This is a genomic window from Subtercola vilae, from assembly GCF_004923255.1.
Taxonomy (GTDB): Bacteria; Actinomycetota; Actinomycetes; order Actinomycetales; family Microbacteriaceae; genus Subtercola; species Subtercola vilae.
Genome location: NZ_QYRT01000009.1, coordinates 76,115 through 88,874, shown reverse-complemented (window position 1 = coordinate 88,874; position 12,760 = coordinate 76,115). Strand labels below are relative to the sequence as shown.

The window sequence follows — 12,760 nt, the reverse complement described above, 5'->3', positions numbered from 1 at the left end:
ACCAAAGGGGTGTGGGCATGATCGCATGGCTGGCCACGATTCCCCCGCTTGCCGTACTACTCGTGGTGGCCTTCTTCGTGGCAGTCGAAAGCATCGGAATTCCGCTGCCGGGCGAAACGGTTCTCATCGCCGCCACCCTGCTTTCGATCGACGGGCACGTCTCACCGTGGTTCGTCGCTACCTCGGCCGTCATCGGCGCGGTGCTCGGCGACTCCATCGGGTACCTGATCGGGCGGCGGTTCGGTGTTCGGCTGCTCACGGTCGGCGCGCGCAGATTTCCGAAACAGTTCGGCGCCGAGCAGATTCACCGCGCCATCGCCGGCATGAACCGCTGGGGCGCGTGGGCTGTCGTCGGGGGGCGGTTCGTCGCGTTCCTGCGCATTCTCGTCGGGCCTCTCGCCGGTACGCTCCGGATGCCCTACCGCCGCTTCCTCGCCGCGAATGCCACCGGCGCAGTGCTCTGGGCCGGGGCCGTAACCACCATCGTCTACTCCCTGGGGCGGGCCGCGGTGGCGATCATCCACCAATTCAGTTGGATCGCGCTCGTCGCCGTGGCGGTGGCGATCGTGGTGGTGGCGATCACCGTGGTGTACCGGCGAAACACGGCGGCAGCCGCCGCAGCGGGCTCGTCGACAACTGCCGTTGGTGCAGCCGGGAGTGCCGACGGCAGCACACCCGATTCCGATACCACCCCCGCGCCCCTCGAAATGGCCGATCTGTTCGAGCCCGACGGCAGCCTCAGCCCGCTCGCGAGCGCCGCCGGCATGCACTCGGGCGAGAAGCCGCTGCGGGGCATCCGGTCGGCCGTCACCACCGTGTTCGCCCCGCTCGCCCGGGCCGCCAGGCGCACCCCGTTCACCGCCGGGCTGCTCGGCGCTTTTGTGGTGGTTGCCCTCGCGACCGGAGCCCTGTGGAGCCCGATTGCACGCCGCAGCTGGTACCACGATGTGGCCTACGGGGTTCCGTCGTTTCTCGACGGGCACTGGTACACGCTGATCACGGGCACGTTCTTGTCGCAGGTTCCCATTCAGTACGCCCTCATTCTGATCGGCATCGTCGTGGCAGTGGGCTGGGCCGAAGTGAAGTTCGGAACGCTGCGCGCATTCGGCATCTTCGCCGGCGGCCAGATCGCCGCCGTCTCTGGCACGCTCTTCGTGCTGCTGGCGGCGCGCTCGTTCGACAGCGCCTGGGCGGCCGACCTGGCCTCGCACTACGACGTAGGGCCGTCGGGCGGGGTGCTGGCGTGCCTGGCCGCCGCGCTCATCACCGTGCGTGCGCCATGGCGGCTGCGTCTGCGGTTCGCCCTGCTCGCGTATGTAACGGTCTCTCTGATCTACCTCGGCACTCTCGCCGACCTCGAACACTTCCTGGGTGTCGCCGTCGTGATGCTGGTTGCTCCGTTTGTACTCGACCGGGCGCATCCCGCCGGGCGTCCGAGCGCACGGGAGTGGCGCATCCTCGCGTTCGCCAGCCTGGTCATTCTGGCGGCGGTCGAAGTCATCGGAACGCTCTTTCCCACCGACGACTCTCTGCGGGCCACGACCTCTGACACGAGCGTGTGGATCGATGTCGCCGTCGACGTCATCATCATCGCGTTCATCGCGAACGGCATCCGCCTCGGCCATCGGTTGCCGTGGGTTCTCGGCGTCATTCTGGGCGCCCTGAACGTGCTCGAGTTCGTGGGGCTCGCCATCTACGCCATCGTCGCCCTCGACTTTCCTGCCGACCTCTTCACGGCCATGGCCAACTCGGCGCTCTGGATCGCCCTGCTCGTCATTTTTCTGCTCGGGCACCGCGCATACCGGGTGCCGCTTCGCCGGTCGAGACGGGTCGTGCGCAATGCCACGGCCGCCGCGAGCCCGCTCGAGATTCTCACCACCGACGGCGGCGGAACCCTGTCGTGGATGACCATGTGGCCCGCCAACTCGTATTTCATCACGGCCGATGGCGAGAGTTTCGTGGCCTACCAGCGCCACTCCGGCGTGGCCATCGCCCTCGGTGACCCTGTTGGGCCACCCGAGAAGCTCGCACAGACCATCGTGGAGTTCGTGGCCGAGTGCGAGCGCATCGGGTTGGCGCCGTGTCTCTTCTCGGTGTCTGACACGGTACTGGATGCCGCACCCACCGATTGGGCAAACCTGCAGGTCGCGGAAGACACCATCATCGACCTGCCCACGCTCGAGATGACGGGAAAGAAATGGCAGGGCATCCGGTCGGCGCTGAACAGAGCCGAGCGCGAGAACATCAGTTTTCGCATGACCGCGCTGGCTGACGAACCGTGGGCTGTCGTGTCGCAGGTGCGCGCCATCTCTGAGGAATGGGTGGGCGACAAAGCGCTGCCCGAGATGGGGTTCACGCTGGGTGGCGTCGACGAGGCGCTCGACCCACACGTGAAGACCGCGCTGGCGCTGGACGAGTCGGGAACGGTGCACGGAGTGCTCTCGTGGTTGCCGGTATATGGCGCCGACGGCACGATTCGCGGCTGGACCCTCGACCTGATGCGCCGGCGTGACGACGGGTTCAAGCTGGTGATGGAGTTTCTCATCGCGTCGTCGTGCCTGGCATTTCAGGCCGAGGGCGCCCTGTTCGTCTCGCTCTCGGGAGCGCCCCTCGCGCACGGGGCCGACTACCAGCCCACGGGCATCGACGCCGTACTCGACTCGCTCGGCACCGCGCTCGAACCGCTCTACGGTTTTCAGTCGCTGCACAACTTCAAGACCAAGTTCAACCCGCGCTACGAACGCATGAGCCTGCTGTTTCGCGACGAGGGCGATCTGCCGAAGATCGCACTGGCACTGACCCGCGCTTTTCTCCCCGGAGAATCACTGCTGGGCATCGCCCGCATGGGGCTCGGCCGTTGAGGGGGTAGCGTTTGAAGCATGGACTTCAGGTATCTCGGCAACAGCGGACTCAAGGTTTCAGAAATCACCTACGGCAACTGGCTCACGCACGGTTCGCAGGTTGAGAATGACATCGCCAAGCTCAGCGTGCGGGCCGCGCTCGAAGCGGGCATCACCACATTCGACACCGCAGACGCCTACGCGAACACCGTGGCAGAAGAGGTGCTCGGCAAGGCGCTGAAGAACGAGCGCCGTGCGTCGGTCGAGATCTTCACCAAGGTGTACTTTCCCACCGGCCCGAAGGGGCACAACGACACCGGTCTGTCGCGCAAGCACATCTTCGAATCGATCGACGGCTCGCTGAAGCGCCTGCGCACCGACTACGTCGACCTCTACCAGGCCCACCGCTACGACTACGAGACCCCGCTCGAAGAGACGATGACAGCGTTCGCCGACATCGTGCGGGCGGGCAAGGCGCTGTACATCGGCGTGAGCGAGTGGACGGCGCCGCAGCTGCGCGAGGCCTCCGCCCTCGCCTCGAAGCTCGGTTTTCAGCTCATCTCGAACCAGCCGCAGTACTCGATGCTCTGGCGCGTCATCGAGAGCGACGTGGTTCCCGCCTCAGAAGAACTCGGCATCTCGCAGGTCGTCTGGTCACCTGTGGCGCAGGGTGTGCTGACCGGCAAGTACAAGCCGGGCGCGCCTGTTCCCGAGGGCTCACGCGCCACCGACAGCAAAGGTGGCGACGAGATGATCAAGAACTGGCTGCGCGACGAGACCCTCGAGCGGGTGCAGAAACTGCAGCCCATCGCCGATGAGGTGGGGCTCACCATGGCGCAGCTCGCGGTGGCGTGGGTGCTGCAGAACCCCAACGTGGCGTCGGCCATCATCGGGGCATCCAAACCCGAGCAGATCGCGTCGAACGTGGCGGCCGCCGGAGTGAAGCTCGAGGCCGCCGTGCTCACCGCCATCGACGAGGCGTTGGGCGACATCGTCGAGCGCGACCCGGCGAAGACCACCTCGCCGGCCAGCCGACTGGCCTGACCGACCGTGAACCTCGACCGCGCCACGCGATTCTCGCTGCTCGGCTTTCTCGGGTCGTTCGTCACGGTGGGCGCTGCCGTCGCCAACGCAGTGACCCACGGTCTGTACGGCCCGGTGTTGCTCATCGTGATGATGGCGGGCATCGTGTTCGCGCTGGTCATGGTGGTGTCGGCCCGCCTCGAGCGGCGGCGGCTGCGGAAGCTCTCTGAACCTCCGAAGCCGATGCCGCCGACCATGCGCTTTCGCTGAGGTACGCTGAGCTACTGCGGGCCGGCGTCATGCGTGCGCCGGCTGCGGCTACGCGGCACCCTCGAGCAGGCCGAGGCGCGTGAGGCGGCGCCGGGCAGCGAGCTCGCTCGGCTTGTCTGCGCCGAGCATGCTGCCGATCACCTTCAGCACCAGCCCGGTGGCCCCGATGGTGGGCAGCTGCAGTGGGCCGATGTGCGCGGGGGTGAGGCCGAGCATCCGGCGATATTCGCCTGGAATAGAGGAGACGGCGCCCTCGAAGAGCACGGCGTACCCCGGCATCAGTGCTCGTGCGAGCGGTGGCCGGCGAATGAACTTCACCGCCTCGGCGACCCTGTCGTCGCTCTTCAGTACTCCGGCCTCGACGAACGCGTGCAGCTGGTCGCGCAGCTCGGCCTCTGACCGCGGCGGGTTCGGCACCCCCATCAGCTCCCCGGCCTTCGCCCACTCGCGAACGTAGGCGTCGGCGCCGCCGGGAATCGGCCCAGACCAGAGCTTCGCCGTGGCCAGAAACGAGTCGGTGAACGCCAGATGCACCCACGAGAGCAACTCGGGGTCGTTCGCCGCGTACGGGCTCTCGACGTTCTGGGCGTCGAGGTAGGTGCCCACCACGCGCTCGTGCAGCTTCAGCACCCAGTTCGAGGTCGCAACAGCGGTTTCGGTGTCGGCGTAGCTGACGGTGAAGATCCAGCGGATGGTTCCGGCCAGACGCCCCAGCGGGTCTTCCTTGTACCTGGAATGGTCGTGCACCCCGGCCATGGCTCCCGGGTGCAGCGCCTGCATCAGCAGCGCACGAACACCGGCGACGATGGTGGCCGTCTGACCGTGCACCGCCCACGTGGCCGAACCCGGCGCGAAGAACCCGGCGTCGTCACCCCGATCGAGGTTCAGTACCCACTCGGGCTGGCCTTCGAGCTGCCCGGTGAAGGTCGACCGCAACCGGTTGCGCATGCTCTCAGGAAAAACGTTCACCCTCCTAGTCTCTGCCTCGCGGCGGCCGACCCCCGGCCCCTTGACGGCAACTCCCAGCCCACTCCCGGGCGATGTGGGGTGCAGGCGCACTCAGCGGGCGATGTGGCGTGCAGGCGCACTCAGCGGGCGAGGCGGTCGACAGCGGCTCCGAACAGTCTCGGAACCCGAACCGCCAGTGGAACAATGGATGCCCGCAGCGGCGATCGCGACGCGAGAAGCAGCGCCGTGGTCAGCCTGTTCGCGGGCCCGCTCACCCGACGCCAGCCGCGTTCGTAGGCCGCGCCAACGGTCTGCGCGGACTCTGCAGCTCGACTGTCGGCCTCCCCCTGCTCTGCCACGATCGCCGCCACCGCGGCCGCCGCCTGCGCAAACCCGATGCGCAGGCCCTCGCCGGTAAGCGCGTCGATGTACCCCGAGGCGTCGCCGACCAGCAGCACCCTTCCCTCCGAGTGCCGCGTCACCCGCTGGCGCAGGCTGCCTGCACCCTGCAGCGTGTCGGCCGCGAACCGCTGCAGATCGTTCACCGCCGCGAGCGCCGGTACCGAACGCACGGCCTCAGCGAAGTCGAGACCGCGGGGGCCGAGCATCGCGACCCCGATCATCCGGTCGCCCACCGGGGTGACGTAGACCTCGAACCCTGGGCTCCAGTAGACCTCGACGAAGTCGCTCCACGGAGCGATGTGAAAGTGCTGCCGCAACCCATACCGCCGCGCTGCAGGCGACGGTATGGCGGCGTGATCGAGCCCCGCGAGGGTGCGCACGGTGGAGTGCAGGCCGTCGCTGCCGAGCAACCAGCGGGCACGGAGGGTCGACGAACCCGTGAGCCCGAGCGTGATCGAGCGGGCATCCTGAACCAGCGTCTCGGCCCGGCCCACCCGAAAGAGCACTCCGAGCTGCTCTGCACGCGCCGTCAGTAGGCCCGACAGATCGACGCGCTGCACCCCGCGCCCGGCCTCGCCGCCGAACCGGTGCGAGACCGAGCGGCGGGCGTCACGGTAGGTGATTCCGGCGATCGGATGCCCGGCCACCGCCACCCCGAGCCGCCGAAGTTCGTCAACCGCCGCCGGCATCAGCCCCTCGCCGCAGGCCTTCTGCACGGGCGCCACTCTCGGTTCGACGACGATCACGCTGAGACCGGCCAGACGCGCCCCGATGGCCGCTGCGAGCCCCACCGGGCCGCCGCCCACCACTACGACGTCGGCGTCGAAGGCGCTCACTCCAGGCATGCCGCCTACGACTCCTGTCGCGCCTGGGTCAGCCCGAAGGCGAGGGCGGTCTCTTCGACGGGAATGCGAACGCGCAGCAACAGTACGAGGTTGATCGCGGTGAACGCGACGGCGGTGATCCACGCGCTGTATACGAGCGGCAGCGCCACCCCTTCGGCAATCACGGCCACATAGTTCGGGTGAGCGAACCAGCGGTAAGGCCCGCGGTTCACCAGCGGCAGGCCCGGAACCACGATGACGCGGGTGTTCCAGCGCCGGCCGAGCGTACCGATGCACCACCAACGCAGCACCTGGCTCGCGAGCGCAATCGCGAGCATGGGCCAGCCGAGCCAGGGCACGAACTCCCGCCCGAGGAGAAAGACCTCGCCGAGGCACGCCAGCAACATCGCCGTGTGCAGCACGACCATGAACGGAAAGTGCTTCTGGCCGAACTCCACTCCCCCTCGTTCAAAAGCCCACGCGGCGTTGCGCGCGGAGACGCCGAGTTCGACGAATCGTTCGCCGCCCGTGGCCAGAATGAGGGCGAGATAGAGAAGCACTAGTCGCTCGTCTGCTGTTCCTGCGCCTGCGATTCCGGCCATTTCAGCAGCACGATCTCGGCACAGACGCCCGGGCCCAGCGCGAACAGCAGCCCGAGGCCACCCTCATCGAACCGTTCGAGGCTGAGAGTCTCGGCGAGCACGTGCAGAATCGAGGCCGACGACATGTTGCCCTTCGCCGCCATCGACTGCCAGCTCACATCGAGGGCACCCTGTGGCAACCCCAGTGCCGACGAGAACGATTCGAGCACGCGGGGGCCACCGGGGTGGGCCATCCAGACGTCGATATCGGCCACGGCGAGGTCGTGCTCGGTGAGAAAGCCCACCACATCGTCGTCGAAATGCTCATCGATGACGTCGGCGACGCCCGCCGTCAACACGATGCGAAAACCGCTCTCGCCGGGGTTGAAGCCGAGCACCGCCTCCGTTCCCGGGTACAGGCGGCTGCGCGAGTCGAGCACGTCGGGCCCGGTGACGGCCATGGTCTCGGCGCGGTCGCTGCCGACCATCAGAACGGCCGCTGCTCCGTCGCCGAAGAGCCCGCTGGCGACAAGATTGCCCATCGAGTCGTCGCCGCGCTGCACGGTGAGCGAGCACAATTCGACCGAGATGAGTAAGGCCACGTCATTCGGATGCCCGAGCAGGTAGTCGTTCGCACGAGCAATGCCGGCTGCACCGGCCACGCACCCGAGCCCGAACATGGGCACGCGTTTCACGTCAGAACGAAACCCCAGCCTCAGTGCGAGCAGGGCATCGACCGACGGAGCCGAGATGCCCGTCACCGACGTGAAGATGACGTAATCGATGTCAGTTGCCTGCAAAGAGGCCTTTGCCAGGGCGCTCACGACCGCTTCTTCGGCCAGGTCGACGGCCGCACCGATGAAGATGTTGTTTGTCAACGTGAAGTTCAACGAGCTGTCGCGATACCACTCGTACGGCATGACAAGGTGCCGCGACGCCACCTTGCTGTTCTGGTGCAGCCGGTTCAGTAACAACCGTTTGCTGGCGTCATTAGTGATGATCGGGCCGAGCAGCTCAGTGATCTCTGCTTGCGGATAGGAATGAGGGGGGAACGCTGCGGCGACTCCCGCGATTCGAGGCATTTTTGCACGCTAGCATGCTGCTGTAACGATCTGAGGTCACGGCATGGCGTCTACAACTTTTTGCCTGAGACCTTGTCTTGAAGCGGAACGAGCGGTATGGCCACCAACGGCAGTACTGCGACGACGGCGAAGGCCGCCCCGAACCCCACGGCACCCACCAGCAGACCCATGAGCGGGGCCGTTGCCGCCGAAGCCATGTATTGCGCCGTGTTCTGTGCGCCGAGCGCCCGGCCCGACCATCTGCTGCCGGCGATCTCGGCAACCGAGGTGAAAGCCAGCCCGTTGTCGGCCACGGTGATGGCCGATGCGAAAACGATGCCGACCGCCGCGAACCCTGCCAGGTGCAGCGAATCGGTCAGAGCGAGCACGAGCATGATGGCGCTGGCAGCCGCGGCGACCACCCGCAGCGGCCTCATGCGGCTGCCCACCCGGTCGGAGACGATACCCACCACGATGCGCCCGACGGCGCCGACGAACTGTGAGCCGCCCACCACGATGCCAGCGGCGAGCGGCGGCCAGCCCTCGTTGCCGATGAGCCACACCAGCGCGAACGTCGACACCACGAACTGCGGGATCACCAGCAGCACAGAGACCCCGTGGATGCGCCACAGCAGCGATGTCGCACGATACGGGTTCTTAGGCCGCTGACCGGGCACCAGCACGTCGTCGGCACGCCTCGGCGGGTCGACGATGAAGACCAGGGCCAGAACGGCAGCGACGGCCACGACGATGAGTGGGAAAAGCAGCGCGGCGCTCAGGCCCCCGCCCGCAGCAAGGGGCGGGATGACGATGGCCGCGACGGCCACGCCGAGCGGCTGGGCCATCTGCCGGATGCCCATGGCGAGCCCGCGGCGCCGGGTCGGAAACCAGCCCACCACCAGACGACCCCCTGCAGCGTTCGCGCTGGCGGCGCCCATACCGCCGACCAGCAGGAACGCGCCAGTGGAGACGAGGTCGGTCGCGAACAGCGCGCCCACCGCCGAGAGGGCGGTGACGACGAGCCCGGCACCGATCACCCAGTGTTCCCCGATGCGGTCGGCCAGCGCGCCCCACGCGATGAGGGTGAGTACCATGCCCACACTCGGCGCAGCAACGAACAGGCCCGCCTCGGCCAGCGACAGCCCGCGTTCGGAGTGCAGCAGCGGAATCAGGAACGCCGGCCCGCTGATGGCGATGGTGCCCGCGACCTGCGCCAGTACGCCGAGCGCAAGCATCGACCAGGGCCGAAAGCCCAGTGTCGGTGTCGGTGCCGGTCTCGGTGTATTGGCGCTCTGGCTCTTGCGCAGAGAAGTTGTCATTGGAATACCATAGCGGTATACCAACACGGTATACCACATCGACTAGGCTGGGAGGCATGACCGACACGTCGCAGACCGCCGTCATCTACGAACGGCTTCGGGCGGGCATCCTGAGCCTCGATATGACTCCGGGCGAGCGGCTCACCGAACGCGGGCTCGAAACCGAACTCTCGGCCTCACGCACCCCCGTGCGTGCCGCGCTGACCCGTCTTGAAGCCGAGGGCCTCATGCAGCGTGACGGCAGAGGGTGGATGGTCGCGCCCATCGACCTCGCTGAGACCCGCGACCTGCTCGAGTACCGCGAGATCATCGAGGCCGCCGCCATCGGGCTCGCCATCTCGAGGGCCACGGATGCCGAACTCGCCTCGCTCGACCTCATGCTCGAGGCGGTCGACCCGTCGGGGCCGGGCGAGGAGGTGCTGCGAGCGGGCACCGACTTTCATGTCGAGGTCGCCCGGCTGTCACAGAACCCGTTTCTCGTCGCCGCGGCCACGGGGTCGATGACCCGGCTTGCCCGCACCCGCTGGCTCGAGGTGCAGACCGAGGCATCGCGGGCGCACTCCAGAGACGGACACCGGGCGATCGTGGCCGCGATGCGGCAGCGTGATGCCCTCACGGCCGAGCGGCTCGCCGTGGAGCACATCAGGCAGACCAGGGAGCACCTGCTGGCGACGCTGGAGGCCGAGAGGCGCCGATTACGGGCGCGCGGGTTCGCGGTGGTGTGAGTCGTGCTGCATCACCAGCCGAGCGTGCCGGGCGCTCCTTTGAAGGGGCCGACGACGCGCGAGGTGATCCAACCGCCGTAGAAGTCGCCCTCCTGGCTCGTCACGACCTCGCCGTCGACGGTGCACTGCTGCATGGCCGACGGATACACCGCCACCCGCCCGGCGAGCACCTCGTAACCCGGCGACGGGTCGGGGTAGTACCAGGCTGCCGAGGCTGCCGTCTGCGAGCCACCGTGTACCGAGAGATAGCCCGCGAGTCCCTTGAACTCGCAGAATGACTGGCCAGGGGCATCCGACAGTGCCCCCGGGCGAAACGCCGCCACGGGCAGGTAGTAGACGGGCGGATGGCTCGTCTCGAGTATGCGTACCGAGTCGGTGGTGTCGACGATGCTCTCGCCGCCCAACACGATGACGATGCGTTCGGCGGATGGTTCGGCGCGGGGCGGGCGCGGGTACTCCCACACCGACTCTTGACCGGGGCCCGGCACCTCACGTGTGATCTGCGTGCGTTTCATGCTGCGACGCTAGCCGCCGTGCCCGAATGGCGGCTGTGCTTATGCCTGCGCCTGGCTGGGCAGCGGCGCCTCGAGCATCGCGACGATGACGGTGCCACCCTTCGTGGCCTGCTGGCCGATCTCGGTGAACCCGAGCCGGCCGTGAAAACGCATCGAACCCGGGTTCGGCGGCTCGACGTTCACCTCGCAGAACACGCGGTGCTGGCCTGCGGCTCGAGCCGCCTCGAAGACCGCGGCGTAGAGCAGCTGGCCGATGCCGTGGCCGCGCGCGCCGTCGGCTACAACAATGCGGTCGACGTAGAGAAAGTCTTTCGTCCGCTTGGAAAACCAGCGGTAGTTCTCGCTTTCGTACGGCGCATCGGCAAGCATCGCCAGGGCGAAGCCCACGACCTTGGCTGGGGCGTCGTCGTCGACCACTCCGACCGGCAGATGGCTGAGTTCGACAAGTCGGCCGAGAGTCTCCCTCTCGACCTCGTTCACGGCCGGAACGGCAGCGGTATTGAGAGCGAGCAGCTGGGGCAGGTCATCCGGTGTCAACGCACGGGTTTGAAGGGGCACGAGACGACCGTACACGCCGCGGCGAGACTCCTGCACAATAGCCGCACTGCGCGCGTTGTGCACAGGGAGGGACTCAGGAATGGATGATCGCACCAGAAGCTTTACTCTTGTGAAGACCCGAGGAGAACCCATGACCACCGACTGGATTAGCCTCCACGAAACCGCCCACGCCGAGTTCGGCGACCGCCTGTCGGCTGTCACTGACTGGTCAGCGCCCACGCCCGACACCGAGTGGAACATCCACCAGCTCGTGCAGCACGTCGTCGAAGAGCAACAGTGGGTGCCACTGCTGCTCGAGGGGCGCACCGTGCGCCAGGCTCAGGCGCTCATCCGCCCGCTCGGCGATGACCTCATCGCCGAATGGCACCGCTACTCTGCCGCCGCCACCTCGGCGTGGAGCAAGGCCGACCCCGAATCGCCGGTGCACGTGTCGTACGCGACGATCCCCGCGCGCGACTACCTGCGAGAGCAGGTCTCTGACGTCACGATCCACACGTGGGATCTGGCGCGCGCCACCGCCACGAGCGACACCCTCGACCCGGCTCTCGTCGAGGCGGTCTACACCGTCTTCGAGCCGCAGAAAGACACGCTCGAGGCGAGCGGGCTGTTCGCTTCACCCGTTCCGGTGCCGGCTGACGCTCCCCTGCAGTCTCGACTGCTTGCCCTCACCGGGCGCGACGACCGCGTCTGACGAGAGAGAAGAAGAAGAAGGCGAGACGACCATGGCAGCAGTAGAACCCGACATCACCCTTCCCGACCTCACGGGCGTTCGCGCGCTCGTGACGGGCGGAAATTCGGGGCTTGGTTTCGCCACCGCGGCGCGGCTGCTGGGCGCCGGCGCCGACGTCGTCATCACCGCCCGCAACCCCGACAAAGGCGCTGCCGCGCTTGCCCGCCTGCAGCAGACTCCGAATGCCAGCGAGGCCGGGCGCGGCAGGGTCACCCTGGCAGCGCTCGACCTGGCGAATCTGGGGTCGATCGAGCGCCTGGCAGACGAGATTGTCGGCAACGGGCATCCGCTCGACCTGCTGTTCAACAATGCGGGCGTCATGGCTGTTCCCCGGCGTACCCTCACCGATGACGGCTTCGAGCTGCAGTTCGGCACGAACCATCTGGGCCATTTTGCCCTGACCGGTCGGCTGCTACCGGCGCTGCTGCGCTCTGACCGGGCACGCGTCGTCACCATGTCGAGCATCATGCACTGGTTCGGTCGTCTCGACTTCGACGATCTGCAGAGCGAGAACCACTACAACGCCTGGATCGTCTATGCCCGTTCGAAGCTCGCCAACCTGATGTTCGCGAAAGAGTTCGCCAGGCGCAGCAAGGCCAACGGCTGGCAGATCGTGAGCGCAGCCGCGCACCCCGGGTTCAGCCGTACCAATCTGCAGTCGGCGGGCCCGAACCTCGGCCGCGCGAAGCCCTCGGCACTGTCGAAACGCATGAGTTCGCTGCCGGGCATGACGCAGTCAGCCGAGGCGGGTGCCCTGCCCGAACTGTTCGCGGCGACAAGCCCCGAGGTTCTGGGCGGCGACTACTTCGGCCCCGCGGGTTTTCTCGAGCTCACCGGCGCGCCCACCTTCGCCCACTTCGCCAAACGCGCCGAAACCGAGCGCCCCGGCGCGCACCTCTGGGCCGCCTCAGAGAACCTCACGGGCGTGCACTTCCCCACCGACTGACCCGCTGCCTCGGCACCG

At 67.5% G+C, this 12,760-nt stretch carries 13 protein-coding genes; 6 read left to right on the top strand and 7 right to left on the bottom strand.

What is annotated here, in order from left to right; all coding sequences use genetic code 11:
- The first annotated feature begins 17 nt into the window (after positions 1–17).
- The 3 genes from D4765_RS06865 to D4765_RS06855 are packed head-to-tail and all read left to right on the top strand — an operon-like array spanning position 18 to position 4,133.
- The gene (locus D4765_RS06865; RefSeq protein ID WP_161580370.1) at positions 18–2,861 is read left to right on the top strand and encodes a phosphatidylglycerol lysyltransferase domain-containing protein; all 2,844 of its coding nucleotides are present in this window, start codon (positions 18–20) and stop codon (positions 2,859–2,861) included.
- Between the two features lie 18 nt (positions 2,862–2,879).
- Positions 2,880–3,884: an aldo/keto reductase family protein gene (locus tag D4765_RS06860; protein WP_136641544.1), complete on the top strand. Its 1,005-nt coding sequence runs from the start codon at positions 2,880–2,882 to the stop codon at positions 3,882–3,884.
- Positions 3,885–3,890: 6 nt separating this feature from the next.
- Positions 3,891–4,133, top strand: coding sequence for a hypothetical protein (locus tag D4765_RS06855; protein ID WP_136641543.1), 243 nt, complete (start codon positions 3,891–3,893; stop codon positions 4,131–4,133).
- 48 nt (positions 4,134–4,181) lie between these two features.
- On the opposite strand, the gene D4765_RS06850 is transcribed toward D4765_RS06855, so the two are convergent.
- The 5 genes from D4765_RS06850 to D4765_RS06830 all read right to left on the bottom strand — a co-directional run bounded on the left by D4765_RS06850 (position 4,182) and on the right by D4765_RS06830 (position 9,268).
- The gene (locus D4765_RS06850; RefSeq protein ID WP_136641591.1) at positions 4,182–5,081 is read right to left on the bottom strand and encodes an oxygenase MpaB family protein; all 900 of its coding nucleotides are present in this window, start codon (positions 5,079–5,081) and stop codon (positions 4,182–4,184) included.
- Between the two features lie 140 nt (positions 5,082–5,221).
- The gene (locus D4765_RS06845; RefSeq protein ID WP_136641542.1) at positions 5,222–6,328 is read right to left on the bottom strand and encodes an NAD(P)/FAD-dependent oxidoreductase; all 1,107 of its coding nucleotides are present in this window, start codon (positions 6,326–6,328) and stop codon (positions 5,222–5,224) included.
- 5 nt (positions 6,329–6,333) lie between these two features.
- Entirely contained in the window at positions 6,334–6,909 is a 576-nt protein-coding gene (locus tag D4765_RS06840; RefSeq protein WP_136641541.1) for an isoprenylcysteine carboxyl methyltransferase family protein, read from the bottom strand.
- Positions 6,867–7,970, bottom strand: a complete 1,104-nt coding sequence (locus tag D4765_RS06835) for a type III polyketide synthase (RefSeq protein WP_136641540.1) — start codon at positions 7,968–7,970, stop codon at positions 6,867–6,869. Before D4765_RS06835 ends, D4765_RS06840 begins: the two co-directional genes overlap by 43 nt.
- Before the next feature lie 50 nt (positions 7,971–8,020).
- Entirely contained in the window at positions 8,021–9,268 is a 1,248-nt protein-coding gene (locus tag D4765_RS06830) for an MFS transporter (protein ID WP_136641539.1), read from the bottom strand.
- Between the two features lie 56 nt (positions 9,269–9,324).
- Here D4765_RS06830 and D4765_RS06825 point away from each other — a divergent pair, with 56 nt between their 5' ends.
- On the top strand, positions 9,325–9,993 hold the full coding sequence (locus tag D4765_RS06825; protein ID WP_136641538.1) for a GntR family transcriptional regulator: 669 nt from the start codon (positions 9,325–9,327) through the stop codon (positions 9,991–9,993).
- Between the two features lie 11 nt (positions 9,994–10,004).
- Here the strand turns inward: D4765_RS06825 and D4765_RS06820 are convergent, their stop codons facing one another.
- Positions 10,005–10,508 carry a DUF427 domain-containing protein gene (locus tag D4765_RS06820; RefSeq protein WP_136641537.1) on the bottom strand — a complete coding sequence of 168 codons (504 nt, stop codon included), beginning with the start codon at positions 10,506–10,508 and terminating at the stop codon, positions 10,005–10,007.
- A gap of 39 nt (positions 10,509–10,547) precedes the next feature.
- A complete protein-coding gene (locus D4765_RS06815; protein WP_161580369.1) occupies positions 10,548–11,066 on the bottom strand; it encodes a GNAT family N-acetyltransferase in 519 nt (172 codons plus the stop codon).
- Between the two features lie 130 nt (positions 11,067–11,196).
- Here D4765_RS06815 and D4765_RS06810 point away from each other — a divergent pair, with 130 nt between their 5' ends.
- Positions 11,197–11,757 (top strand): TIGR03086 family metal-binding protein, encoded by a 561-nt coding sequence (locus D4765_RS06810; RefSeq protein ID WP_136641535.1) that lies wholly within the window; start codon positions 11,197–11,199, stop codon positions 11,755–11,757.
- Between the two features lie 31 nt (positions 11,758–11,788).
- Positions 11,789–12,742 carry an SDR family oxidoreductase gene (locus D4765_RS06805; RefSeq protein WP_136641534.1) on the top strand — a complete coding sequence of 318 codons (954 nt, stop codon included), beginning with the start codon at positions 11,789–11,791 and terminating at the stop codon, positions 12,740–12,742.
- Positions 12,743–12,760: the final 18 nt, after the last annotated feature.